Here is a 23,108-nt window from a genome sequence, read left to right as displayed (position 1 = left end):
AGTGTCCGGGTGGCGGCTTCCGACCTGGTGCGCAGCGCTGTTCGTGCTGTGCGCCGTCGGCTGCCCCGCGCATGCCGCGGATGATGCTGGCGATACGCCCACGATCGAGGTGCAGGGACGCAGGGCGCCGCCGCCGCCTCACCCGCTGGGTCGGCTGGGCGACGCCGTGCGACCGACTGCGTACCGGCTCGACCTGACGGTCGATCCTGCGCAAGCCCGCTTCTCCGGCCATGCCGAGATCGCCGTCGTCCTGGCCGCGAGCGCAAAGGAGGTGTTCCTCCACGGGCGCGACCTCAACGTCGGGCGGGTGGTGGCGCAAGTCGGCTCCCGCACGATCCCGGGTGCCTGGTCGCAGCTCGACCGGTACGGCGCGGCCCGCATCGCGTTCCCTGAGCCGCTGCCCGCCGGGCCGGCGACGCTGGTGTTCGACTACGATGCCCCGTTCGGCGACACCGCCGCGGGCATGTTCCACGTCCGTGTCGATGGCGCGTGGTACAGCTGGACGCAATTCCAGTCGACCGACGCACGCGCGGCCTTTCCGGGCTTCGACGAGCCGGGATTCAAGACACCGTTCGAAGTGACGCTGCGCACCCCGGCAGGGCTGAAGGCGATCGCCAACGGCCCGGAGCTGCCGCTCACGCACGAGGGCACGCTCGACGTCCACCGCTTCGCGCCGATTGCGCCTCTGCCGACGTACCTCGTCGCGATGATGGTCGGGCCCTTCGTGACGCAGGAGGGCAGCGTGGAGCCCACCCGCCAGCGCGCTGATCCGCTGCCGTTGCGCATCGTCTCCACGCGCCAGAATGCCGGTCGGCTGGACTATGCGCGTGAAAACTCCGGCCAGATCGTGCGCTTGCTGGAGGATTACTTCGGTGAGCCGTTCCCCTATCCCAAGCTCGACCAGATCACGACGCCGATCCTGCCGGGAGCGATGGAGAACGCGGGCGCCGATCTCTACCGCGACGATCTGCTGGTCATGGACCGTAACGCGCCACTCGCCCAGCAGAAGGAGTTCGGACGGATCGTCGCGCACGAGCTGGCGCATCAGTGGTTCGGCGATCTCGTCACCCCGGCCTGGTGGGACGACCTGTGGCTCAACGAAAGCTTCGCGAACGCCATGGGCTATCTGATCGGGCAGGCCTGGCGCCCCGATCTCGACATCTGGTCGGGCACGCTGGACGAGGGCTTCGCAGCCATGGAGGTGGATTCGCTCCGAGCCGGGCGCGCGGTGCGCCAGCCGATCACCGCGACGGCGCAGATCGACAGTGCCTTCGATCCGATCACTTACGGCAAGGGCGGGCACGTGCTGGCGATGATGGGCGCCTACATGGGCGAGGCGCGCTTTCGCGATGGCGTGCGCCGCTACATCGCCGCCCACCGGCATGGCACGGCGACCAGCGCGGACTTCTTCGCCGCGCTGTCGCAAGCCGCCGACGACCCGCGGATCGTTTCCTCGTTGCGCAGCTTCGTCGAGCAGCAAGGCGTGCCGCTGCTGGTGTTCGGGCGCGACGGCGAGCGGTTCAACGCGACCCAGATCCGCTATGCGCCGCTCGGCCAGCCGACGCCGGCCACGCGCTGGATCATCCCGGTGTGCGTACGCCGCGGTGCCGTGCGCCAGTGCAAGATCATGGATGGGCGCAGCGCCAGCTTCGATGTGCCCGGGACCGAACCGCTGGTGCCCAATGCCTGGGGCACGGGCTACTACCGCTTCGACATGCCCCGGCGGATGTGGCAGGCGCTGATCGGCGCGGGGCGCAGCCTGACGGCAGGAGAAGCTCTATCCGTGGCAGACTCGCTCTCGGCATCGATCATGGCCGGGCGCGGGACGGTGGCCGAGCTGGCGCGCCTGTCATCGGAGCTGAGCCACCATACCGACAGTCGCGCTGCCTTTGCAGCCGATGGCGAGCTGAGCAAGCTTGTGAAGATGGGCCTGGTCGACGTGCCCGGACGCGTGGGCTGGGTGCGCCTGCGCCAGCGGCTCTACGGACCATTGCTCAAGCGCTATGGGTTCGATCCGCGGGCAGGCGTCTATGCTCGCGAGGCGCCCGCGCGCATGCGCTGGCGTACCGCGATGCTTGGCGCTCTGCTGGGCACGCCGCGCGGCGCGAAGCTTCGCCGGCAATTACAGGACGCGGCGGCGCGCTACCTCGCCGGCGACCGCTCGGCATTGGACGAAGCATGGATCGACCACGGCTTCGACCTGTACATCGTCGATGGCGGCGAAGATGCGGCGCGTGCTCTGGTCGAGTATGCACTGTCGTCCGAGGATCCGGTGGCGCGGCCGGCAGCGTTGGTCGCGGCGGCGCGCAGCAGCCGCACCGCGATCGCGTCCTGGATGCTGGGTCTTGCCGATCCGCGGCTGCGCGCCAGCGAACGGCTCGACATCCTCGACGGTGTGATGGCGCGCCGCGCGACCCGCTCTTTGGGCTACGACTGGATCGTGGCGAACCTCGACAGCTTGCTGAAGGGCAGCGAGGGGCCGTTCTACGCGTCCCGGATCGCCACGGCGCTGGGGCAATTCTGCTCAATAGGGCAATCCGAGCAGATGATCCGCGACTTGCGGCCACGGTTCGCCGGCACGGCGGCGGCATTGCAACTGGAGCGCTCGATCGAGCAGGTCCGCAACTGCGGCACTCTCGACAATGAGCTGGGCAGCGCGATCTCCGAGGAGTTCGCCGGGCTCAAGTGAGCGGCAGCGCCAGCTCCGCGGTCAAGCCTTCGACCGTGCCATCTGGTCGGCGCCGGTTGGCCAGGTGAAGCGCACCGCCGTGCTGCTCCGCAATCGCGCGGGCGAGCGCAAGGCCCAGCCCGGCGCCGCCGGTCTCGCTGTTGCGCGAGGGATCGCCGCGCATGAATGGCTGCGTCATCGCTTCCAGCGACGTCTCGGGGATGCCCGGGCCATCATCGTCGATGCGGATCACGGCGAACCCGTTCTGACGTTCCAGCGAGACACGCGCCCGCTCACCATAGCGCAGGGCGTTCCCAATGAGGTTGCGAAGCGCGCGCCGCAGCCATGTCGGGCGCACTTCCAGGACCAGGCGCTCAGTCTCGCCGAGTTCCACCGGCTCGGCCATGTCCTCGTATTCCTCGACGACAGACGCGACCAGTGCCGACAATTCATTGCGTTCCAGCGGATCGCTGGGCCGGCCGACACGGGCAAGCGAGAGGATGTCGTCCAACGTGCGCACGATGTCCTCGATCGTCGCGGCCATGCGCAGACGTTCGGTGTCGTCCTCGACCGATTCGATGCGTACCCGCAACGCGGCGAGCGGCGTCTTGAGGTCGTGGCCGATGGCGCCGAGCATGACGTCCTTCTCATCCAGCAGCGAGGAGATGCGCCACTCCATCGCGTTCAAGGCGACGATCAACTGGCGCACGTCCTGTGGGCCCATCGGCTCGACCTGGCCGGACGGATCCTGCGTCGCTGCAAAGCGGGCGACCTGGCGGGTGAGCGCGTTGAGCGGCCGCGTGATCCGCCGCAAGATCAGCGCGACCACGCCGACCAGCACCACGTAAAGCGCCAGCGTCTGCAGCGTGAGCGGGATCAGCAGCGCATTGGCCGATGGCGGTGCCCGTACCCGCGCGACCATCCAGCCCGCGCTCTGGGGCGAGCGAACGCCGGCGACGTAGAGGTCCGCGTCCATCGCCCTGTCGAGTGCGGCGGCTGGCAAGTCGATGCGGTCCGCCCTCTTGGCGAGCGCCGCTTCGGCGTAAGGGTCCGAGGCCAAGGGACGGCGCAGCACGACGACTTCGGTCGTGCCGAAATCCTGGCTCGCCAGGATCTCGCGCAGCTTCTGCTCGGCACCGGCATCGCGCCGCTCGCCGGCCTGCAGGGGCGAGGTGCCGCGCGCTTCCACGGCAAAGCGATGCAGGCGGTCACCGAAGAAGCCGCGCGGGCCCATCCGCAGCTTGCGCGGAGCGCGCTCGATGCCGCGCGTCTCGGCAATCAGCCGGAAAGCGAGCGCGCTCATCGTCTCGACCTGGAACCGCTCCCGCTGGGCGCGATAGACCAGCGCGGCGCCTAGGCCCTGCACGAGCAGCAGCGCCGCCGCGACGGCGAGCAGCATCTGGCCCATCAGGCTGGCCGGGCGCAGCGTCCTCATTCGTCGTCTTGGACGATGCGCTTGACGTCGGCGGCGAACATGTAGCCGCCGCCCCACACGGTCTGGATCAGCTGCGGATTGCGGCTGTCGACCTCGATCTTGCGGCGCAGGCGGCTGACCTGGTTGTCGACCGCGCGGTCGAACAGATGCGCCTCGCGCCCTTGCACCATGTCGAGCAGGCGGTCGCGGTCGAGCACCTGGCGGGGGTGTTCCAGGAACGCCATGAGCAGCCGGAACTCGACCGAAGAGATCGCGACGACGGCGCCCTCGCGGTCGCTCAGGCGGCGCTTCAGGGGATCGAGGCGCCAGCCTTCAAATTCGAAGATCTCGTTCTCGGTCGCAGGCACGGCGCTGCGCCCGGCTCGGCGCAGCACGCTGCGGATGCGGGCGACTAGTTCGCGCGGCTCGAAAGGTTTGACGACGTAGTCGTCGGCGCCGATCTCCAGCCCGACGATCCGGTCGGTGGCTTCGCCGCGCGCGGTCAGGAAGATCACCGGGATGTCACGGCTTTCCACCAGGTGACGGCACAGCGACAGCCCGTCCTCGCCCGGCATCATGATGTCGAGCAGGACGATATCCGGCTTGTCCTCGCGCAGGCGGCTGCGCGCTTCGGCTGCATTCGCGGCTGCCGTGATGAGGAACCCCTGGCGGGTGAGGTACTCCGCCAGGGGTTCGCGCAGGGCGGCCTCGTCATCGACGAGCAGCACCTTGGGGGCGGCCGGGAGTGACGCGGTATCGTTCATGCTCAATCCGGATCCCTGCGGCCGTCCAATCAGCCTTGTGCCTTCTGCTCGCGCATCTGCTGCCACTTGGCCTTCATCTGCTCGCGCGCGGCCTGGCGCTCTTCCTTGGTGACCTGGCCGTCCTTGTTGGCGTCGATCATGTCGAAGCGCTTGAGCGCCGCGGTCGAGAACTCGACCTGGGTGACGGCGCCGTCGCTGTTCGCGTCGGCCATCTTGCCCATCATCATGCCGCCGCCGCGGCCGCCCCAGTGGCCACCACGACTACCCCCGCGATGGCCCTTCGGACCCATGCCGGGACCCTTGTCGCCATCACCGCCGCGCATCGCCATGCGGTGGCCGCGGTCGCCTGGGCCGCGGTCAGCCATGAACTCGGCCTTGGTGATCTGGCCATCCTTGTTGGTATCGAGCCGCTCGAACATCTGTGTCTTCCGCGCCTCATGCGCAAGCTGGCGGTCGGCCTGGTCCAGCTTGCCGTCCTTGTTCTGGTCCAGCTTCGCGAAGCGAGTGGCCGCTTGCGCCTGAGCCTCGGCGCGGGTGAGCACGCCATTGCCGTCGGTGTCACCCCAGCGGGCGTTCTGCGCCTGCACCTGCGCGGCATAGGCACCGCCGCCCGCCAGCACCAGCGCAGCGGCGGAAAGGCCCATCGCGATTGTTTTCATGGTCGTCTCCAATCCTGGTGTCCTGAGGAATAAGGCGAAAGTCACAGGACGGAAGGGGAGGGAGGAGAACTCGCGCCCTGCGACTTTCTGATGCCCCTTCTAGAACGCGGTTGTCGCGCGAGTATGCCGGAGCCCCGCGAAAGTGTGATGATTTGTATCACCCGCGCGCTGCCGTTCATTTGCCTGCAATTTCAACGCGAACGGTGCTGCGTGTCCTGGCCGGCGGTGACGAACAGCGCCGTCGCTTGCTCGACGACGTCTGCGGTGTGCCAGGTGCCGGCCGGATTGATCGCGTATTGGCCAGCCTGCAGCGGCTCGGAGTGGAAGCGACCATCCGGCAATTCCTGGATCAGCGTGATCTCTCCGGCCAGGCACACGACCAGCTCGTCTCCCGCCGGGTGCATCTCCCAGCTGTCCCAGCTCTCGGCGAAGTCGTAGAGCGAGACCAGGCGCCCCTCGGCGCCATCCGCCGCGGTGCGTGCGGCATAGGCCTCGTACCACGGCATGCCGGCGAACTCGGGCTGGGGAATGACCTTGGCGCCGAGCCCCAGGTGCACCGGGTGGGTGCGCAGATCGTTGGATGCCTCGGTCATGACACCGCCGGCATGCAGAAGGCGTTGAGCTTGTTGCCGTCCGGATCGCGGTAATAGGCCGCGTAGAAACCGTTAGGCCGCAATCCGGGACGGCCTTCGCAGCTTCCGCCATTCGCCAGCGCTGCAGCATGCACGCGCCGGACCTGATCCTCGTCGCTCGCGAACAGCGCGAACATGGTGCCGTTGCCCTGCGTCGCGGGTTGGCCGTCATAAGGCAGGCAGATGCCGATGCTGGGTCCGCCTTCGGGGAACGCCCAGCCGATCGCGATGGGCGTCTCCATCGATCGCGCCCCGCCGAACGCATCCATCACGGCGTCGTAGAACCGGCCGCCGGCCGCTAAATCGGTAGTGCCGAACGTGACGTGGGCAACGGGCATCGCGTTTCTCCCCTCCTGCCTGGGCTGACTTTACCATGCCGGGCACGGACATGCCGGCATGGTGAAGGGGCAGGAGGCTTGCTGCAAGCCCTATGCTCTGCTGCCGTGGCCGCTCAGCTGGGCGGGCGGCAACGCTCCTCCAGCCAGGCGCGCTCTTCCTCGTCCAGCTGCGGCCCGATCACGTCCAGAACGCGAGCGTGGTAGGTGTCCCACCAGCCGATTTCGCTCGGCGTGAGCAGTGAGACGTCGACCAGCGCCGAGTCGATCGGCACCAGCGTCAGCGTCTCGAAGCCGAGGTAGGATCCTTCCGCACCCTGGATGTCGCGCGGCTCGACCAGCACCAGGTTCTCGATGCGAATGCCGTATGCGCCGGTCTTGTAGTAGCCCGGCTCGTTCGAGAGGAACATGCCGGCGATCAGCTCCTGATCGGTCCCGGCCTGGCCGCCCGCCGCCTTGGCGATCCGCTGCGGGCCCTCATGGACCGAGAGGAAGCTGCCGACGCCGTGACCGGTGCCGTGCGCATAGTCGAGCCCGGCAGCCCATAGGTACTGGCGCGCGAGCACGTCCAGCTGGTGCCCGGCAGTGCCTTGCGGAAACACCGCCTGCGCCAGCGCGATGTGGCCCTTGAGCACGCGGGTGAAGCGGTCCTTCACTTCGGCCGAGGGTTGCGCCCGGTCGCCGGGCGCGCCGATCCACACGGTGCGGGTGATGTCGGTGGTGCCATCGGGATACTGCCCGCCGGAGTCGACGAGGTAGACGCTGCCCGGCTCCAGCGTGCGGTTGGTCTCCTCGCTCACGCGGTAGTGCACCACCGCGCCGTTCGGCCCGGCGCCGGAGATCGTGTCGAACGACAGGTCGCGCAGGTCGCCGGACTGGCGGCGGAACTCCTGCAACGCGTCGGCCGCGGACATCTCGGTGACCTTGCCGGTGGGTCCCTCACGCTCCAGCCAGCGCAGGAACCGCGAGACGGCCGCGCCGTCGCGGGCCTGGGCATTGCGGTGGCCCTGCTGCTCGACCGGGTTCTTCACCGCCTTGGGGAGCACGGTGGGATCACGCGTTTCGAGGACCTGCGCGCCGGCCTGCTCCAGCGTGGCGAAGATCGCAGCGACCGCCCGCTCGGGGTCGACCGCCACGCGCTTGCCCTTCAGGCCCTCCAGTGCGGGCACGAACGCCTCGCGCGGCTCGATGCGGACGGCGTTGCCCAGGTGCCGCGTCAGTTCGGGCGTGACCTTCTCTGGCGCGATGAACAGCTCGGCGGTGCCATCGGCATGGGCGAGCACGTAGGACAGCGCCACCGGCGTGCGCTCCACGTCCTGGCCACGGATGTTGAGCAGCCAGGCAATCGAATCGAGCGCGGAGATCACCGCGGCATCCAGCTTCTGTTCCGCCAGCCAGCTCGAGATCGCCTCGCGCTTGGCCTGGCTGGTCTCGCCGGCCAGATCATCGCCATGGACCAGCGCAGCGGCGGGCGAGGGGGCAGGGCGGTCCTGCCACACCGCATCGATCGGATTGCGCTCGACCGCGACCAGCGCGCCGCCGCGAGCCTCCAGTGCCCGGGATACCGCAGTGGCCCAGCCCTTGCCGTGCAGCCAGGCGTCGTAGCCGATCCGGGCACCCTCGGGTGCGTGCTCGCCCAGCCACTTGGCGATGCTGGTCTGCGGCACGCTCTCGTAAGCATAGAAGCGCCCGTCCACCTGATCGCGTACCTGCAGCGTGTAGCGCCCATCGACGAACATCGCGGCGGCGGGCGATAGCGTGCTGTCGGTCAACACCACCGCGGTGCCAGCCGAGCCGCCGAAGCCGGTCAGCCAGGCGAGCCGCTGGGCATAGCCGCCGACGTATTCGCTCATGTGCTCGTCCGAGATCGGCACCACGAAGCCGTCGAGCCCCTGGCGAGCGAGTTCCTTGCGCAGAGCGTCCAGGCGGGCTTCGTGGGTGTTCATCAGCATGGCGAGTCTCGTACAGGCGGCGGGTTAAACGTCGAACATAAGCCTCGTGTCTAGGTGGCGAAAGTACCGCGACTGGGCTGCTGATGTCTCCGGCGCCTCTCTCCCCTCCCCGGCGGGGAGGGGAGAGAGNAGGGTGCAAAGCCGCCGTCGCGCACGGCCGCCACGAAGATATTGGCAGCCTCGCGCTGCCCAGGGTTCAGCTCCGGCTCGGCGAAGTCGGGCAGGGCGGGCGGGTAGGGCCGGTCGCAATCGACCACCACCGGCTCAAGGATGCCCGCACCGACCATGCCGCGCAGCACGCCTTCGGACACGCTCGCCAGTTCGGCCAGTTCGCGGATCGAGCCTTGCTCGCCCTGCAGGGCATCCAGCGCAGCGGCGCGCTGCGGCGTCATGCGCGCGGGCTCCTCGCCAGTAAGGCGATACTCGGTGGTGGTGCCGCCCCCGCGAAGCGCCGCGCTGCTGGCGAGCGCCATGCGCGCCACGCTTTGCATCGAGGCGCAGTAGTAGTCGGCAGTCCACTCGATCAGCCGGCGCAGCTGTGCCGGAATGGGAGGCACGGGCAGCACTTCGAGGATCGCGCGCAGCTTTGTGTCCGGCACTTCCGCGCCGTTCAGGCGTTCCGGCTCCCACACGATCCCCAGGATCTGACGGGGGCCGAGCGGCGCAACCACGACCGTGCCCGGCTCCACCGTCATTCCCGGCGGAACGCGGTAGTCGAGAACGTTGAGCACGGCATTGAAAACAAGCAGGCGAACGCGCTCTATCGCGGGCGTGGTAGTTTGGGGCATGGCGGCGGACATCGTCGCGCATATAGGCATTGTGACAGACTCACGTGAAGGACTTGGGGCATGAATGAGGTTGGTTCGCTATTCGACGCACGGTCGCCGCTCGGCCGGCGTGGGTTCCTGAGCGCGGGGGCGACGCTTGCCGGGCTGGTGCTGCTGTCGGGCTGCACCACGACTGCGGGCACCTCTGGCATGGCGCGCAGTGCGGGCGGTTCGGCGCCGTCCGCCGACGTGGTCCGTCGCTTGCTGGAGCTTTCAACCCGCAACGCTTTCGCGCGTCTCAGCGCCCCGGACGGGTTCTGGAACAGCCCGGTCGCCCGCATCAACATGCCCGTGCTGTTCGGCAGGAGCGCCAAGGGCATGCCCGGCGTGCTGCGCCAGCCCAAGTTCCGGGAGCAGCTTCTCCACCGGCTCAACGTCATCGCGGAGGACGGCGCCCGCGCCGCCGCGCCGCAGGTGGAAGAGGCGATCCGCACGCTAACCTTCGACAACCCGGACGCGCTGGTTGCCGGTCCCGCCACCGGTGCCACCAGCTACTTGCGCGCCAAGGTCGGCCCCACGCTGGTCAACGCGATGATCCCCGCCATGGACCGCCTGCTGCGCATGGCCGACGATCCGATCATCAGCCAGGCGGTCGCCGCGCTCAAGGACGTGGACATGGCCGATGCCGCTCACGCGCTGGCACTGGGCGCAGACAATGCGATCTGGTTCGAGATCGGCGGCGAGGAGTCGGCGATCCGGCGCGACCCGAACAAGGGAGGCGATCCGCTCCTGATGCGGGCACTTGCACGGTAACGGAGAGCTTGGGGGTGGGCATCGACCACCCCTAGCCCCCGTCAACCCGCTCCCTTATAGGCGCGCGCAGACCCGCGTCACAGGAAGCCCGACCATGAAGTTCTTCGTCGACACCGCCGACACCAAGGAAATCGCCGAGCTCGCCGAAACCGGCCTGCTCGACGGCGTCACCACCAACCCCTCGCTGATCGCCAAGTCGGGCCGCGACTTCATGGAAGTGACCAAGGAGATCTGCGGCCTAGTCGACGGTCCGGTCAGCGCCGAAGTGGTCGCGCTCGACCATGCCGGGATGATGCGCGAGGCCGAGATCCTGCGCAAGATCGCCGATAACGTCTGCATAAAGGTGCCGCTCACGGTCGATGGCCTCAAGACCTGCAAGAAGCTGACGAGCGACGGCACGCTGGTGAACGTGACCTTGTGCTTCTCGGCCAACCAGGCGCTGCTCGCCGCCAAGGCGGGTGCAAGCTTCATCTCGCCGTTTGTGGGCCGGCATGACGACAACGGCTTCGACGGCCTCGACCTGATCCGCGACATCCGCCTGATCTACGACAACTACGCGTTCGAGACCGAGATCCTCGCCGCCTCGATCCGCCACCCGATCCACGTGCTGGAGTGCGCCCGTATCGGCGCGGACGTGATGACCGCACCGCCGGCGGTCATCCATAGCCTGTTCAAGCACGTGCTGACGGACAAGGGGATCGAGGGGTTCCTGGCGGACTGGGCCAAAACCGGGCAATCGATCTAGGGATCGTTTCTCCACCGCCGCAGCAGACGGTGGTGGAGGGGCCTGGCCAAGCCCGATGCTTGCCGAACCACCTGTGCCCTTCTAGCGTTCCGCACACATGTCCGACGAATCCCCCGCAGATCGCTTCAAGTCCGTCCTCACTGGCGCCAGCCGTGCGATTGCGCATGACGCCGAGGTGGAGGTCAACTGGACTGCCGACGCGCCCAGCTCCACTGGCCAGACTTTCCGCGTGCCGATGCCCGGTCGCTCGCTCCCTCGCGCCGCCGCCATGCAGGCGCGTGGCTATGCCGACAGCTTCGCGCTGAAGTTGCGCCACCATGACGAGCGGCTGCACCAGCGCAATGCGCCGCTCGAGCCGGCAGCGCGCGCCTGTTACGATGCGGTGGAACTGGTCCGCTACGAGGCGCTGGGCTCCAACAAGTTCGCGGGCATGCGCGACAACCTCGATGCCGCGCTGAACCAGCGCATGGGTTCGGACCCGATCACCCGCGCCGGCAGCGCCGACGAGGTGCCGATGCAGGCCGCCCTTGCGCTGCTGCTGCGCGAGCGGCTGACCGGCCAGGAAGTGCCCACCAAGGCGCAGGCCGGCGTCGACATGGTCCGCCGCTGGATCGAGGAACGCGCGGGCAACGACTTCGAGGCGCTGGCCAGTTCGTTGGACGACCAGAAGGCGTTCCAGTCGCTCTCGCTCGACATGCTCCAGCATCTGGAGCTGACCCGCACCGAGCAGCTGCCCGAACAGCCCGACGACGCCGACGACATGGACGGCGACGAGGAGACCGAGGAAGACGAGAAGGGCGACGACAAGGGCGAGGAACAGCAGCCCAGCGAAGTCGCCGCCGAGCCAAGCCAAGGCGAGGACGACGGCGAGAGCGAAGCCGAAGGCGAGAGCTCCGACGACATGGAGGAAGGCCAGGAAGGCGAAGAGGGCGAGGAAGGCATGCTGCCCGTCCGTCCCAACCGCCCCTGGACCGACATCCCCGACACCTTCGACTACAAGGTCTTTACCGAGGCGTTCGACGAAGTCGTCGGCGCGCACGACCTGTGCGACGAAGAGGAGCTCACCCGCCTGCGCGCCTATCTCGACGCGCAGCTCAAGGGTCTGCAGGGTATCGTCACGCGCCTGGCGAATCGCCTGCAGCGCCGGCTGATGGCCCAGCAGAACCGCTCATGGGACTTCGACCAGGAAGAGGGCATGCTCGACGCCGCGCGGCTGGCGCGCGTGGTGGTCTCGCCGGGCCAGTCGCTGAGCTACAAGATCGAGCGCGACGTCGAGTTCAAGGACACGGTCGTCACCATGCTGATCGACAACTCGGGTTCCATGCGCGGACGCCCGATCAGCATCGCCGCCATCAGCGCGGACGTGCTCGCGCGCACCTTGGAGCGCTGCGGCGTCAAGGTCGAGATCCTGGGCTTCACCACCCGCGCCTGGAAGGGCGGGCAGAGCCGCGAGGCCTGGCTGGCGAACGGCAAGCCGCAGCACCCCGGCCGTCTCAACGACCTGCGCCACATCGTCTACAAGAAGGCCGACGAGCCCTGGCGCCGCGCGCGCAAGAACCTCGGTCTGATGATGCGCGAAGGCCTGCTGAAGGAGAACATCGACGGCGAGGCGCTGCTCTGGGCGCACAATCGCCTGCTCGCTCGCCAGGAGGACCGCCGCATCCTGATGGTCATCTCCGACGGCGCCCCGGTCGACGATTCGACGCTGAGCGTCAACAGCGCTGGCTACCTGGAGGCGCACCTGCGGCGCGTGATCGACTGGATCGAGCGCCAGTCGCCGGTCCAGCTCGTTGCCATCGGCATCGGCCATGACGTCACTCGCTACTACCGCCGCGCCGTGACGATCATGGATGTGGAGCAGCTGGGCGGCACCATGATCGAGCAGCTCGCGGGGCTGTTCGAGGAGGAATGATGAACGTCGCCGAAGCCGTTGCCACTCGCCGCTCGATCCGCGCCTTCCTCGACAAGCCGGTCGACTTCGAGACCATCCACCGCGTGCTGGATCGGGCGCGGATGGCGCCGTCCGGGTGCAATTACCAGCCGTGGGAAGGAATCGTGCTCACCGGCGCGCCGCTCAAGGCGCTGCAGGAGCGGCTACTCGCCGGCGCGCCCGACGATCCGTTGGAGTACGACTTTTCGGCACCGGGGCAGGTTCCGAAGTACAAGGAGCGGCTGAGCCGGCTCGGCGCGGCCATGTACGGCTCGATGCGGATTGGGCGCGAGGATGTGGAGCAGCGCGACCTGTTCTCGCAGGCCAACCTCACCAGCTTCGGCGCACCGGTCCTGCTGCTCGCGCACTTCCCCAAGTGGATGAAGGAACCGCAATGGTCCGACGTCGGCATGTGGCTACAGACGATCATGCTGCTGCTGCGCTACGAGGGTCTGGACAGCTGCCCGCAGGAGTGGATGGGCGTCTACGGACGCACGATCAAGGATCACCTGGGCCTTTCGGAGGACACTCTGCTGTTCTGCGGGATTGCCATCGGCTGGCGCGATAACGACCATCCGGCCAACGCCTTCGAGCGCGAGCGCGTGCCGCTCGAGGAGCAGGTGCGCTTTTTCGGCTGGTGATATGACCGCTTATTTGTGGGTGCCGTTCACCCTGCTGGCCGCAGGTGCGCAGGTCTTGCGCAACGCGCTGCAGTCCGGGCTCGTACGCGAGATCGGCACCCTTGGCGCGACGCAAGTGCGCTTCGTCTACGGGCTGCCCTTCGCGGCGCTGTTCCTGCTCGCTCACTGGGCGATCGCGGGCGAGCCGCTGCCGGGACTGAGCCAGGCCGCGCTCGCCTGGAACGCGCTGGGGGCCGTTGCCCAGATCGGCGCCACCGCGCTAATGCTGCATGTCATGGCGCGGCGCGAGTTCGGGGTCGCCTACGCCTACATCAAGACCGAGCCGGTCACCGCGGCGCTGCTTGGGTTGGTGCTGATCGGTGACCGGCTTGCGGTGCTCGGCTGGGTGGCGGTGCTGGTGGTGACGATCGGCGTCGTCCTGGCATCGCTCAAGCCCGGGCATGGCACCGCGCGGCTGGCGGACGGGCGCTCGGTGGTAGCCGGGGTGGCGAGCGGCGCGTTGTTCGGGCTTTCCGCAATCGCCTTTCGCGCGGGGATCGAAGCGGTACCAAACGGCTCGTTCATGATGCGCAGTCTGGCGATGCTGGTGCTCTCGCTGGCGCTGCAATCGGGCATGCTGCTGAGCTGGTTTGCCTTGCGTGGCGCCGCGCCGCTGCGCGCTTCCATGCGGCACTGGCGCATCAGCCTGGGCGCGGGATCGCTCGGCGCGCTGGCTTCGGCGGGCTGGTTTGTCGCTTTCTCGCTGACGCTCGCCGCCAACGTGCGCACGCTCGGCCTCATCGAGATGCCGATCGTCGCGCTGGTTACGCGGCGGGTCTCGGGCAAGTGGCTGAGCCCGCGCGAGAGCCTTGGCTTTGCGCTCATCACTGGCGGTGTCGCGCTGTTGCTGTGGGCGCACGCTTGACCGGGCAAGGCCCGCGCGGCAATCGGCCGCCATGCTGACGCTCTACAATAGCCTGACCCGCGCTCTCGAGCCGTTCGAGCCTGTCCACGCAAACGAGGCGCGCGTCTATTCCTGCGGTCCGACGGTCTACAACTACCCCCACATCGGCAACATGCGCGCATACGTCTTTGCCGACGTGCTGGGCCGGACGCTCAGCTTCAAGGGCTACAAGCTCACCCACGTCATCAACATCACCGACGTCGGGCACCTGACCGACGACGCCGATGCGGGTGAGGACAAGATGGAGAAGATGGCGCGCACCCGGGCGCAATCGATCTGGGACATCGCGCGCCACTACACCGAGGCGTACTGGGCCGACATCGCGGCGCTTAATGTGCGCCAGCCCGCCAAGTGGTCGATCGCCACGGACTACGTGCCGCAGATGATCGAGTTCGCCCGGAGCATCGCCGAGCGGCACTGCTACGAGCTGGAGAGCGGGCTCTACTTCGATGTCTCTACCGTCACCGACTATGGACGCCTGGCGCGGCTTGTCACCGACGAAGGCGAGAGCCGGATCGAGCCCGTCGAGGGTAAGCGCAACGCCGCCGACTTCGCGATCTGGCGCAAGACACCGCCCGGCGAGAGCCGGCAGATGGAGTGGGACTCGCCTTGGGGCCGCGGCGCGCCGGGCTGGCACCTGGAGTGCTCGGTCATGTCGGGCGACTTGCTCGGCTTCCCGTTCGACATCCACACCGGCGGTATCGACCACCGCGAGATCCACCACCCCAACGAGATCGCGCAGAACCAGGCGTTCTGCTGCACCAGTGGCCTGGACGTGCCGGCGAACTCGGGCGCGCGGGTGTGGATGCACAACAACTTCCTCGTCGAGCGATCGGGCAAGATGAGTAAGTCCTCGGGCGAGTTCCTGCGGCTGCAGCTGCTGATCGACCGCGGCTATCACCCGCTCGCCTATCGCCTGATGTGCCTCCAGGCGCATTACCGCAGCGAACTGGAGTTCTCCTGGGAGAACCTCGGCGCGGCGCTCACGCGCCTCAAGCGCATGCTGATCGTGGCCGAACGGCTGCGCGATGCCGAGGCCAGCGAGAGCGTGCATCCCAAGCTCGCGCCAATGTTGGAGACATTCGAGGCCGCGATCTCCGACGATCTCAACACCGCCATCGCGCTCACAGCGCTGGAGGACGTGCTCGCCGCCAAGAAGATCGACGCTGGCGCCAAGCGCGCGGTGGTCGAGCGGATGGAGGCGGTGCTGGGGCTGGACCTGCTCGGCAAGACGCGCGCCGACTTGCGGCTGCGTCCCACGTCTGCGCAGATCACAGAGAAGGAAATCGGAGCCACGCTCGAACGCCGCAAGGCTGCGCGTGCCGAGAAGGACTTCGCCGCGTCTGATGCCCTGCGCGATGAGCTTGCCGAAAAGGGCGTCGAAGTCATGGACGGTGACCCGCTAGGCTGGGAGTGGAAGCTGGGCTGAGGGGTGACGCTGAGGCTATCGCCTTGGCAACTTGAGATCGGATGAGTTGTTCATCCGCTATGAGACACTGCGCATGACCTTCGCCGTCTTCACTGAAACTGCCCGGCCGTTCCTCGAAGGGCGTCTGCCGGCGGGCGTGGAGCCGCACTGGTTCGATCGGTTCGAAGACCTGCCGCCGCTCATGGCACAAGCGGAGATCGCCTGGATCGACGTGTTCCGGGAAGGCAACGAAGTAGCGCGTGCCGTCAGCGAGGCGCCGCGGTTGCGTTGGCTGAACACGGTGGCAGCCGGGATCAACCACTTGCCGCTGGACCTCATGGCGCAGCGCGGCACCGTGCTGACCAACGGCGCGGGCCTGCACGCCGGCACCATCGCGGAGTACGCGCTGCTCGGCATGCTGACTATCGTGAAAGGCTATCGCGACGTCGTGCGCGCGCAGGACCGGCATGAGTGGCTGCACGAGCCGCCGGGCCGGCGCGAGCTTGCCGGAACCTCGGCGCTGATCGTGGGAGCCGGCGCGATCGGTGGGCGGATCGGCCACTTGCTGCGCGTGTTCGACGTAGGCGTCACCGAAGTGCGCCGCAGCGGCGCGCCGGGGACGCTCCGCCCGGAGGAATGGCGCACGCGGTTGGGCGATTTCGACTGGGTGATCGTTGCGGTGCCCTCGACGCCGGACACGCACGGTCTGTTCGGCAGGGTCGAGTTCGCTGCCATGAAGCCGGGCGCCGTAATTATGAACTTCGCTCGCGGCGAGGTGATCCAGACCGAGGCGCTGCTCGCAGCGTTGGACAGCGGCCGGCTCGGTGGTGCCTTTCTCGACGTCACCGATCCCGAGCCGCTGCCGCCAGAGCACCCGCTGTGGACGCGCGAGAACGTCCACATATCGATGCACCTCTCCGGCCGCTCGCAGGAAACGATCTTCCAGAAAGGCGCCGAGCGGTTCCTGGCGAATTGCAGCCGCTTCCTGGCGGGAGAGCCGCTGGAGCACGTAGTGGATCTTCAGGCCGGGTACTAATCACGCTTCATCGAGGACCAGCAACTCGATCTCCAGCGCGAGCGTCGGCCCATCGACAAGGCTGTGCTCGACGGCGGTGACTCCCGCGTCGGCGACTAGGCGGCCGCGCAGGCGAAACTCGTGATCGGGTAGGGTTACGATCAGGTGCTCGCCCGCCGCGACGGCCTCGGCTCCGTCGAACCTCAACGCAAACTCGTGCCGGGCACCGCTGAAGGTGCTGCTCGACCATGGCCGTTCGGCGTGGCGAAGCAGTTGCGCCGTGGGGCCTGCAAGAGTGAGCAGTTCGCTCAGCAGCATGAGCCAGGGCCCGCGCGCGCCTTCGCGGCGGAGCGTGTCGATCATCGGGCAGTGGCGGGTCGGTTTAACGAACATGGTTGTCCTCTTCGTACGTGTTCATGAAATGTTCCAGACGTTCTTCCATCGAGGGACGAGGGACCCGGCCGTTGCGCATGTCGGCGACAAGGCGCGGATCGCCCACGGCGAGCCGGCCGAACTTCGTCCACGGCATGCCCGTGGCGCGCAGGAAGCGCTCCACTCGGGACAGGATCATCTGCGGCCTCCACCAACTCGGACTCGAGAACAGTTCGCTCTTTGTTCCAAGCGAAATCCTACTTGTCTAGGAAATTTCTTGCACTAAGTTGTCCACATGGAACTGGACGCCACCCGCCGCCGCTTGTTGGCTCTGGCCGAGGAACGGCGTGTCAGTCTCTCGCAACTGTCTCGGTTGATCGGGAAGAATGCCAGCTATCTTCAGCAGTTCGTGCGTAAGGGCAGCCCGCGCAAGCTGGAGGTGAACGACCGCGCGGTGCTTGCTCAGTTCCTGGGCGTAGCCGAGGTAGAGCTGAGCGGGTCGCAAGAAATTTCCGTCGAGGGAGAGCCGTGGGTCGATATCCCGCGTTTTCCGCTCGAAGCCTCGGCTGGGCCGGGCAGCACCGTCGAAGGCGAGGACGCGGTCGGCAGCTTCCGCTTTTCGCCGCGATGGCTGCGCGATCAGGGCCTGCAGCCGCACCGGCTCTCGGCCATCGCGGTGCGCGGCGACTCGATGGAGCCGACCTTGCGCGACGGCGACGAGATCCTGGTGGAGGCGAGCCCCGGCACCTTACGCGAGGGCATCCATGTGGTGCGATTCGATGGCACACTGCTGGTCAAGCGCCTCGAAGTTCGCCATCGCGGCCAGATCGCGCTGCTCAGCGACAACACTGCTTATCGGCCGATCGAATGCGAGCTCGGCGATGTCGAAGTGATCGGTCGCGTCGTGTGGAAGAGCGGGCGGCTTTAGCTGTCCTCTGCGGACCGGGGAGGACCTGAGTGTTGCAATCGCCCTCCACTCCAGCCATTTCGCTGGCATGAGCGAGACCCAACCCCCGATGCGCGTGGCGATCCTGCCGGTCACTCCGTTGCAGCAGAATTGCAGCCTTATCTGGTGCACCGCTACGATGAAGGGCGCGTTGGTCGATCCGGGCGGCGACCTCGACAAGCTCAAAGCTGCTTTGGCGAAGACCGGCGTGACACTGGAGAAGGTGCTGGTGACGCACGGCCACCTCGATCACTGCGGCATGGCGGGCGAGCTCGCCAAGGAACTCGGCGTGCCGATCGAAGGACCGCACGAGGAGGACCGCTTCTGGATCGCGCAGCTCGACGACGACGGACCCCGCTGGAACATGGAGGCGCACAGCTTCGAACCCGACCGCTGGCTAGACAATGGCGACCAGGTGACCGTCGGCGATCTAACCCTCGACGTCTACCACTGTCCGGGACACACGCCCGGCCACGTCGTCTTCCACCACGCGCCCTCGCACTTTGCCATGGTCGGCGATGTGCTGTTTCAGGGCTCGATCGGCCGCACCGACTTCCCGCGTGGCGACTTGCAAACCTTGCTCGACTCCATCACCGGCCGACTTTGGCCTTTGGGCGCCGAGACCACGTTCGTTCCGGGGCATGGACCGATCAGCACGTTCGGCGACGAGCGGCGCTCCAACCCGTTTGTCGGAGACGCGGCGCTGGCGTGAGGCAGCGCCGGGTGGTGTTACATGCCGCCAAGCGCAATCGTCACGGCGACCGCCGACAGTCCCACCAACGTCAGCACCGTGATGATAAACCCGCCGGCACGCAGCGGATTCGAATCGTTGCGATCCATCCCGAACCCATGCGCCACCCGCGCCAGCATGTAGATCGAGCCGACCACCGCCAGCCACCGGCCGCCCTTGCCGGTCAGCTCGATCGCGGCGATCAGAATCAGTACGAAGGGCGTGTACTCGACGAAGTTTGCCTGTGCGCGCATGCGTTGTTGCAACAGCGGCTTGCCGCCGTCGCCGTGCAGCACCTTGCTGTCGAAGCGCAGCTTGCCGGTGCGGATCGCCAGCCAAAGGTTGATGATCGCGGCCGCCGCGGCCAGGCTGAGTGTGGTCTGCAAGATCAAGGCAAGCCTCCCCGGGTTCATCCCGTATGGCGCCGAACATGGGCCCGCCGAGTACGACTTGCAACTCGCGCGAAATCGGGTATAGGCGCGCCTTCGCAAAGCCGCCGGTCCATTCGGTCTCGGCGGCCTTTTTGACAGAAACACAGATTTCCAGGAACAGGTGCCGAAATGGCTGTCCCTAAAAGAAAGACTTCGCCCTCACGCCGTGGCATGCGCCGCAGCCATGACGCGCTCAAGGTCGATGCCTTTGCCGAGTGCACCAACTGCGGTGAGCTGAAGCGCCCGCATCACCTCTGCACTGCCTGTGGCCACTACAACGGTCGCGAAATCGTTGCGGTCGAAGCTTAAGACCTGACGCTTTTTAGGTCTGGAGAGGTGCGATGAGTCTGCCGCGTATCGCTGTTGACGCGATGGGCGGGGACGAGGGCGTGCGCGTGATGGTCGAAGGCGCGGCTCTCGCGCGTCGCCGTCACGATCGCTTCAAGTTCCTGTTGGTGGGCGACGAGCCGCGGATCAAGGCTGCGCTCGAAAGCCATCCGAACTTGCGCGCCTCCTCCGAAATCCTCCACACCGAAGGCGTGATCAGCGGTGAGGACAAGCCGAGCCAGGCGATCCGCCGTGCCAAGAGCACCTCGATGGGGCTCGCCATCAACGCAGTGAAAACCGGCGATGCCGGTGCCGCAGTCAGTGGCGGCAACACCGGCGCGCTGATGGCCATGTCCAAGCTCGCGCTGCGTACGATGCCCGGCATCGATCGCCCCGCGCTCGCCGCGCTACTGCCGACGCTGGGCGACAACGATGTCGTCATGCTTGACCTTGGCGCCAATACCGAGTGCGACACCCGCAACCTGGTCCAGTTCGCGATCATGGGCGCGGCCTATGCGCGCGTTGTCACCGAGCGCGAGGCGCCGCGCGTGCGCCTGCTGAACATCGGCACCGAAGAGACCAAGGGCACCGATGAGCTGCGTGACGCGGCCAGCGTGCTCAAGGCCGCGGCGGCCGATCTCTCGATCTCGTTCGATGGCTTCACCGAAGCGGACAAGGTCTGCCGCGGCGATGTCGACGTGGTGGTGACCGATGGGTTCTCAGGCAATATCGCGTTGAAAGCCATCGAGGGCACCGCACGTTTCGTGGGCGACCTGCTGCGACGCAGTTTCTCCAGTTCGCTACGCTCCAAAGTCGGATTCCTTGTGTCCAAGCCGGCGACCGAGCTGCTGAAGCACCATCTCGATCCGAACAATCACAATGGCGCGGTTTTCTTAGGCCTCAACGGTATCGTCGTGAAGAGCCATGGCAGCGCCAACGCGGCGGGTGTCGCCAACGCCGTCGCGGTCACCGCGCGGCTGCTGGAGGAAGACGTGACCCACCGCATCACCGCGGACCTTGCGCGCGTCGGCGCGGATTCGCTGCGCATGCGCGGCACTTTGGAGGAGCGCGCCTGATGCGCCGTTCGGTCGTGATCGGCACCGGCTCGGCGCTGCCGCGCACCGTGGTCAGCAACGCAGAGCTGGCGGCGCGGGTGGACACCACCGACGAGTGGATCGTCGAGCGCACCGGCATCCGCCAGCGCCATATCGCCGAAGCCGACGAGACCACCGCATCGCTTGCCACTGACGCGGCTCGCGCCGCGATCGCCGCGGCAGGGCTGGAGGCGAAGGACGTCGACCTGATCGTGCTCGCCACCGCGACACCGGACCAGACGTTCCCCGCAACCGCCACGATCGTCCAGCACAACCTGGGTTGCCACGGCGGCATCGCGTTCGACGTGGCCGCGGTGTGTTCGGGCTTCCTCTATGCTGTGGGCGTGGCCGACTCGATGCTGCGCACGGGCATGGCGCAGCGCGCGCTGGTGATCGGCGCGGAAACCTTCAGCCGCATTCTCGACTGGGAAGACCGAACCACATGCGTCCTCTTTGGGGACGGGGCCGGCGCAATCCTGCTGGAAGCGCGCGAGGAGAGTGGCGAATCGCCTCGGGGTGTGATCGCCACCAAGCTTCATGCGGACGGCAACCATAACGAATTGCTCTATGTCGATGGCGGCGTGTCCACCACCGGGACAGTCGGCAAGCTGCGTATGAAGGGCCGCGAAGTGTTTCGCCACGCGGTGGTCAACCTTGCCGACGTGCTGCGTGAGGTGATCGAAGAAGCTGGGCTTGAAACCTCCGATATCGACTGGCTGGTGCCGCACCAGGCCAATGCGCGTATCCTCGACGCAACCGCCCGTAAGCTCAGCATGTCGCCGGAAAAGGTCGTAGTTACAGTGGATCGCCACGCGAACACCTCGGCCGCTTCAGTGCCGCTCGCGCTCGACACGGCCGTGCGAGATGGCCGGATCAAGCCCGGTCAATTGGTCATGCTCGAAGCCATGGGCGGTGGCTTCACTTGGGGTGCCAGCCTCGTCCGCATGTGATGCAGACTCGTCTACGTACAATTGTGCACACAGCGTTGCACATTTGTTGATTTTCTCGCCAAAAAACATATGGTCCGCGCGGGGATTATTGCGGAACAAGGTAGGGTGACGATGCGCTCGACAGAGACGCTCACGCGCGCAGCCATTGCTGAGGCGATTCACAGCAAGCTCGGGCTATCCCGGGCCGAGTCGCTGGCGATGGTCGAATCCGTTCTGCGGCACATGTGCGAGGCGCTTTCCCAAGGGGAGAACGTCAAGATCTCGGGCTTCGGCACGTTCCTGTTGCGCGACAAGGGCGAGCGCGTCGGCCGCAATCCCAAGACCGGCGTTGAGGTGCCGATCACTCCGCGCCGGGTCATGACTTTCCGCGCCAGCCAAATGCTGAAGGACCGCATCGCCGGTTCCTGATAGAGCATCGACGGCAAGCGGGGGCACTAACGATGGTACCGGAATTCGACGACGGAAAGGCGCCCGGCGCGCTGCGCACGATTGGCGAGGTTACGCGTGCGCTGGGCGTGCGCCAACACGTGCTGCGTTATTGGGAAGAGCAGTTCCCCATGCTGCGCCCGCTGAAGCGCAGTGGTGGCCGACGCTACTATCGGCCTGAGGACATCGCGTTGATCGCACAGATCGATCGCCTGGTGCACCATGAGGGGTTCACCTTGCGCGGTGCACGCCAGTTCCTGGAAGCCGGCGGGACGAAGCCGGTACAGGCCGTGCTGCCTTTGCCAGCGGTGCCGATCTACGAGGACGCGGTTACACGATCGGAGGCACAGCCGCTCATCGCGGAGCTGAGTTCCATTCGGGATGATCTGGCGCAAGCGCTGGCAGACAGCTGAGTGAGCGCACCTCCTCTTTCCGTTGTGGAGAGGATATGCAGGCTTGGCTCCGCAGGAGCTTAGCCGGAGTTGGAGAGAGTTGAGCGCGCACTCTACCCTTTCCAAGCTGAGCTAGCTGCTGACGCAGCAAGCTTCGCTGTCCTCTCCCGGCGGGCGAGGATGCCACACTGCGCTCGTCAATCTTCCAGGCTGGGACCTAGCCGGGCATCGAGATCGCGCGGACGCATCAGGTGCACCAGCCGAGCGCAGCCGTCATCGATGTCGCGCCAGGTGTCGATGTCCAGTTCAAGCACCGCAAAGGCCGCGGTGGGGAATTTCTCTTCGATCTCGTCGCGCAAGGGGCTTGAGCCATCGTCAGGCACCAAGTCGAAGATTAGGTCTTCGAGGCCGGGATTGTGCCCGACCATCAGCACAGTTGGTGCATCGCCCTCCTGCTCGCGCAGCAGTTCGATCAGCGTGGGCGAACTGGCCAGATAGATGCGCCGGTCCCAATTGAGCGGCGGCACCTGGCCCGCTGCCTCCGCGGCCAGCTCGATCGTTTGCGTCACCCGCACTGCGGGCGAGGCGAGGATACGTCGCCAGAGCACCCCGTAGTCGCGGATGTGCACGCCCATCAGTGCGGCGCCGGCGCGTCCGCGCTTGTTTAGAGGGCGGTCGAAGTCGCGCAGGCGCGCGTCGTTCCAGTCCGACTTGGCATGGCGGAACAGGCCCAAGGTCTTCATCTCGTGGACGT

At 67.0% G+C, this 23,108-nt stretch carries 25 protein-coding genes and 1 pseudogene; 15 read left to right on the top strand and 11 right to left on the bottom strand.

What is annotated here, in order from left to right; genetic code table 11:
- Nucleotide 1 precedes the first annotated feature (1 nt).
- Entirely contained in the window at nt 2–2,689 is a 2,688-nt protein-coding gene (locus GV044_RS08380; RefSeq protein WP_236554811.1) for a M1 family metallopeptidase, read from the top strand.
- Here the strand turns inward: GV044_RS08380 and GV044_RS08375 are convergent.
- The 7 genes and pseudogenes from GV044_RS08375 to GV044_RS08345 form a co-directional block, all read right to left on the bottom strand.
- Nucleotides 2,682–4,103 carry an ATP-binding protein gene (locus GV044_RS08375; protein WP_159868059.1) on the bottom strand — a complete coding sequence of 474 codons (1,422 nt, stop codon included), beginning with the start codon at nt 4,101–4,103 and terminating at the stop codon, nt 2,682–2,684. The two genes, GV044_RS08380 and GV044_RS08375, sit on opposite strands and share 8 nt — an antisense overlap.
- Nucleotides 4,100–4,846 (bottom strand): response regulator, encoded by a 747-nt coding sequence (locus tag GV044_RS08370; RefSeq protein WP_159868056.1) that lies wholly within the window; start codon nt 4,844–4,846, stop codon nt 4,100–4,102. The genes GV044_RS08375 and GV044_RS08370 overlap by 4 nt, the downstream gene beginning before the upstream one ends.
- 29 nt (nt 4,847–4,875) lie before the next feature.
- Nucleotides 4,876–5,505 (bottom strand): EF-hand domain-containing protein, encoded by a 630-nt coding sequence (locus tag GV044_RS08365; protein ID WP_159868053.1) that lies wholly within the window; start codon nt 5,503–5,505, stop codon nt 4,876–4,878.
- 191 nt (nt 5,506–5,696) lie between these two features.
- Nucleotides 5,697–6,098: a cupin domain-containing protein gene (locus GV044_RS08360; RefSeq protein WP_159868050.1), complete on the bottom strand. Its 402-nt coding sequence runs from the start codon at nt 6,096–6,098 to the stop codon at nt 5,697–5,699.
- Nucleotides 6,095–6,475 (bottom strand): VOC family protein, encoded by a 381-nt coding sequence (locus GV044_RS08355; RefSeq protein WP_159868047.1) that lies wholly within the window; start codon nt 6,473–6,475, stop codon nt 6,095–6,097. The genes GV044_RS08360 and GV044_RS08355 overlap by 4 nt, the downstream gene beginning before the upstream one ends.
- A gap of 113 nt (nt 6,476–6,588) precedes the next feature.
- Nucleotides 6,589–8,418, bottom strand: a complete 1,830-nt coding sequence (locus GV044_RS08350; protein ID WP_201299035.1) for an aminopeptidase P family protein — start codon at nt 8,416–8,418, stop codon at nt 6,589–6,591.
- Nucleotides 8,419–8,554: 136 nt separating this feature from the next.
- Nucleotides 8,555–9,188, bottom strand: a pseudogene (locus GV044_RS08345) (primosomal protein N'); the annotation flags it as partial.
- A gap of 84 nt (nt 9,189–9,272) precedes the next feature.
- Between GV044_RS08345 and GV044_RS08340 the strand changes: the two are divergent.
- The 7 genes from GV044_RS08340 to GV044_RS08310 all read left to right on the top strand — a co-directional run bounded on the left by GV044_RS08340 (nt 9,273) and on the right by GV044_RS08310 (nt 16,707).
- Nucleotides 9,273–10,004 carry a DUF4197 domain-containing protein gene (locus tag GV044_RS08340; protein ID WP_236554809.1) on the top strand — a complete coding sequence of 244 codons (732 nt, stop codon included), beginning with the start codon at nt 9,273–9,275 and terminating at the stop codon, nt 10,002–10,004.
- Between the two features lie 94 nt (nt 10,005–10,098).
- Nucleotides 10,099–10,749 carry a fructose-6-phosphate aldolase gene (fsa, locus tag GV044_RS08335; RefSeq protein WP_159868042.1) on the top strand — a complete coding sequence of 217 codons (651 nt, stop codon included), beginning with the start codon at nt 10,099–10,101 and terminating at the stop codon, nt 10,747–10,749.
- Nucleotides 10,750–10,846: 97 nt separating this feature from the next.
- The gene (gene cobT / locus GV044_RS08330; protein ID WP_159868039.1) at nt 10,847–12,661 is read left to right on the top strand and encodes a cobaltochelatase subunit CobT; all 1,815 of its coding nucleotides are present in this window, start codon (nt 10,847–10,849) and stop codon (nt 12,659–12,661) included.
- Nucleotides 12,661–13,320 carry a nitroreductase gene (locus GV044_RS08325; RefSeq protein ID WP_159868036.1) on the top strand — a complete coding sequence of 220 codons (660 nt, stop codon included), beginning with the start codon at nt 12,661–12,663 and terminating at the stop codon, nt 13,318–13,320. Before cobT ends, GV044_RS08325 begins: the two co-directional genes overlap by 1 nt.
- Before the next feature lies 1 nt (nt 13,321).
- The gene (locus tag GV044_RS08320) at nt 13,322–14,224 is read left to right on the top strand and encodes a DMT family transporter (RefSeq protein WP_159868033.1); all 903 of its coding nucleotides are present in this window, start codon (nt 13,322–13,324) and stop codon (nt 14,222–14,224) included.
- Nucleotides 14,225–14,255: 31 nt separating this feature from the next.
- On the top strand, nt 14,256–15,692 hold the full coding sequence (gene cysS, locus GV044_RS08315) for a cysteine--tRNA ligase (RefSeq protein ID WP_159868030.1): 1,437 nt from the start codon (nt 14,256–14,258) through the stop codon (nt 15,690–15,692).
- A gap of 73 nt (nt 15,693–15,765) precedes the next feature.
- Nucleotides 15,766–16,707, top strand: a complete 942-nt coding sequence (locus tag GV044_RS08310; RefSeq protein ID WP_159868027.1) for an NAD(P)-dependent oxidoreductase — start codon at nt 15,766–15,768, stop codon at nt 16,705–16,707.
- Here the strand turns inward: GV044_RS08310 and GV044_RS08305 are convergent, their stop codons facing one another.
- Nucleotides 16,708–17,079, bottom strand: a complete 372-nt coding sequence (locus GV044_RS08305) for a hypothetical protein (RefSeq protein WP_236554806.1) — start codon at nt 17,077–17,079, stop codon at nt 16,708–16,710.
- A complete protein-coding gene (locus tag GV044_RS08300) occupies nt 17,069–17,257 on the bottom strand; it encodes a hypothetical protein (RefSeq protein WP_159868024.1) in 189 nt (62 codons plus the stop codon). Before GV044_RS08300 ends, GV044_RS08305 begins: the two co-directional genes overlap by 11 nt.
- Nucleotides 17,258–17,353: 96 nt before the next feature.
- Here GV044_RS08300 and GV044_RS08295 point away from each other — a divergent pair, with 96 nt between their 5' ends.
- A complete protein-coding gene (locus GV044_RS08295; RefSeq protein ID WP_159868021.1) occupies nt 17,354–17,986 on the top strand; it encodes a S24 family peptidase in 633 nt (210 codons plus the stop codon).
- A 67-nt stretch (nt 17,987–18,053) separates the two neighbouring features.
- Nucleotides 18,054–18,716, top strand: coding sequence for an MBL fold metallo-hydrolase (locus GV044_RS08290; RefSeq protein ID WP_305778430.1), 663 nt, complete (start codon nt 18,054–18,056; stop codon nt 18,714–18,716).
- Between the two features lie 17 nt (nt 18,717–18,733).
- Here GV044_RS08290 and GV044_RS08285 read toward each other — a convergent pair whose 3' ends face one another.
- Nucleotides 18,734–19,126: an MAPEG family protein gene (locus GV044_RS08285; RefSeq protein ID WP_159868018.1), complete on the bottom strand. Its 393-nt coding sequence runs from the start codon at nt 19,124–19,126 to the stop codon at nt 18,734–18,736.
- A 168-nt stretch (nt 19,127–19,294) separates the two neighbouring features.
- Here GV044_RS08285 and rpmF point away from each other — a divergent pair, with 168 nt between their 5' ends.
- From rpmF to GV044_RS08260, 5 genes are all read left to right on the top strand, one after another.
- Complete coding sequence (gene rpmF / locus GV044_RS08280) at nt 19,295–19,474, top strand: 50S ribosomal protein L32 (RefSeq protein WP_159868015.1); 180 nt, start codon at nt 19,295–19,297, stop codon at nt 19,472–19,474.
- A 32-nt stretch (nt 19,475–19,506) separates the two neighbouring features.
- Nucleotides 19,507–20,568 (top strand): phosphate acyltransferase PlsX, encoded by a 1,062-nt coding sequence (plsX, locus tag GV044_RS08275; RefSeq protein WP_159868012.1) that lies wholly within the window; start codon nt 19,507–19,509, stop codon nt 20,566–20,568.
- Nucleotides 20,568–21,536 carry a beta-ketoacyl-ACP synthase III gene (locus GV044_RS08270; protein ID WP_159868009.1) on the top strand — a complete coding sequence of 323 codons (969 nt, stop codon included), beginning with the start codon at nt 20,568–20,570 and terminating at the stop codon, nt 21,534–21,536. Before plsX ends, GV044_RS08270 begins: the two co-directional genes overlap by 1 nt.
- 69 nt (nt 21,537–21,605) lie before the next feature.
- A complete protein-coding gene (locus GV044_RS08265) occupies nt 21,606–21,944 on the top strand; it encodes an integration host factor subunit alpha (protein WP_256377263.1) in 339 nt (112 codons plus the stop codon).
- Nucleotides 21,945–21,976: 32 nt separating this feature from the next.
- On the top strand, nt 21,977–22,375 hold the full coding sequence (locus GV044_RS08260) for a MerR family transcriptional regulator (RefSeq protein WP_159868003.1): 399 nt from the start codon (nt 21,977–21,979) through the stop codon (nt 22,373–22,375).
- 176 nt (nt 22,376–22,551) lie between these two features.
- Here the strand turns inward: GV044_RS08260 and GV044_RS08255 are convergent, their stop codons facing one another.
- Nucleotides 22,552–23,097, bottom strand: coding sequence for a histidine phosphatase family protein (locus GV044_RS08255; protein ID WP_159868000.1), 546 nt, complete (start codon nt 23,095–23,097; stop codon nt 22,552–22,554).
- Between the last annotated feature and the right edge of the window lie 11 nt (nt 23,098–23,108).

This window comes from Novosphingobium sp. 9U, from assembly GCF_902506425.1.
Lineage (GTDB): Bacteria > Pseudomonadota > Alphaproteobacteria > Sphingomonadales > Sphingomonadaceae > Novosphingobium.
The sequence above is the reverse complement of the archived record's forward strand: the minus strand, read 5'-3'. Positions and strand labels throughout refer to the sequence as shown.

Excerpts from the sequence above, each read along its gene's own strand:
- plsX (WP_159868012.1), top strand. The coding sequence starts at position 19,507 with ATGAGTCTGCCGCGTATCGCTGTTGACGCGATGGGCGGGGACGAGGGC.
- GV044_RS08320 (WP_159868033.1), top strand. The coding sequence starts at position 13,322 with ATGACCGCTTATTTGTGGGTGCCGTTCACCCTGCTGGCCGCAGGTGCG.
- GV044_RS08290 (WP_305778430.1), top strand. The coding sequence starts at position 18,054 with ATGAGCGAGACCCAACCCCCGATGCGCGTGGCGATCCTGCCGGTCACT.
- GV044_RS08350 (WP_201299035.1), bottom strand. The coding sequence starts at position 8,418 with ATGAACACCCACGAAGCCCGCCTGGACGCTCTGCGCAAGGAACTCGCT.
- fsa (WP_159868042.1), top strand. The coding sequence starts at position 10,099 with ATGAAGTTCTTCGTCGACACCGCCGACACCAAGGAAATCGCCGAGCTC.
- cysS (WP_159868030.1), top strand. The coding sequence starts at position 14,256 with ATGCTGACGCTCTACAATAGCCTGACCCGCGCTCTCGAGCCGTTCGAG.
- GV044_RS08265 (WP_256377263.1), top strand. The coding sequence starts at position 21,606 with ATGGTCCGCGCGGGGATTATTGCGGAACAAGGTAGGGTGACGATGCGC.
- GV044_RS08370 (WP_159868056.1), bottom strand. The coding sequence starts at position 4,846 with ATGAACGATACCGCGTCACTCCCGGCCGCCCCCAAGGTGCTGCTCGTC.
- GV044_RS08305 (WP_236554806.1), bottom strand. The coding sequence starts at position 17,079 with ATGTTCGTTAAACCGACCCGCCACTGCCCGATGATCGACACGCTCCGC.
- GV044_RS08360 (WP_159868050.1), bottom strand. The coding sequence starts at position 6,098 with ATGACCGAGGCATCCAACGATCTGCGCACCCACCCGGTGCACCTGGGG.
- GV044_RS08365 (WP_159868053.1), bottom strand. The coding sequence starts at position 5,505 with ATGAAAACAATCGCGATGGGCCTTTCCGCCGCTGCGCTGGTGCTGGCG.
- GV044_RS08270 (WP_159868009.1), top strand. The coding sequence starts at position 20,568 with ATGCGCCGTTCGGTCGTGATCGGCACCGGCTCGGCGCTGCCGCGCACC.
- GV044_RS08355 (WP_159868047.1), bottom strand. The coding sequence starts at position 6,475 with ATGCCCGTTGCCCACGTCACGTTCGGCACTACCGATTTAGCGGCCGGC.
- GV044_RS08255 (WP_159868000.1), bottom strand. The coding sequence starts at position 23,097 with ATGAAGACCTTGGGCCTGTTCCGCCATGCCAAGTCGGACTGGAACGAC.
- GV044_RS08325 (WP_159868036.1), top strand. The coding sequence starts at position 12,661 with ATGAACGTCGCCGAAGCCGTTGCCACTCGCCGCTCGATCCGCGCCTTC.
- cobT (WP_159868039.1), top strand. The coding sequence starts at position 10,847 with ATGTCCGACGAATCCCCCGCAGATCGCTTCAAGTCCGTCCTCACTGGC.
- GV044_RS08260 (WP_159868003.1), top strand. The coding sequence starts at position 21,977 with ATGGTACCGGAATTCGACGACGGAAAGGCGCCCGGCGCGCTGCGCACG.
- GV044_RS08295 (WP_159868021.1), top strand. The coding sequence starts at position 17,354 with ATGGAACTGGACGCCACCCGCCGCCGCTTGTTGGCTCTGGCCGAGGAA.
- rpmF (WP_159868015.1), top strand. The coding sequence starts at position 19,295 with ATGGCTGTCCCTAAAAGAAAGACTTCGCCCTCACGCCGTGGCATGCGC.
- GV044_RS08300 (WP_159868024.1), bottom strand. The coding sequence starts at position 17,257 with ATGATCCTGTCCCGAGTGGAGCGCTTCCTGCGCGCCACGGGCATGCCG.
- GV044_RS08340 (WP_236554809.1), top strand. The coding sequence starts at position 9,273 with ATGAATGAGGTTGGTTCGCTATTCGACGCACGGTCGCCGCTCGGCCGG.
- GV044_RS08310 (WP_159868027.1), top strand. The coding sequence starts at position 15,766 with ATGACCTTCGCCGTCTTCACTGAAACTGCCCGGCCGTTCCTCGAAGGG.
- GV044_RS08375 (WP_159868059.1), bottom strand. The coding sequence starts at position 4,103 with ATGAGGACGCTGCGCCCGGCCAGCCTGATGGGCCAGATGCTGCTCGCC.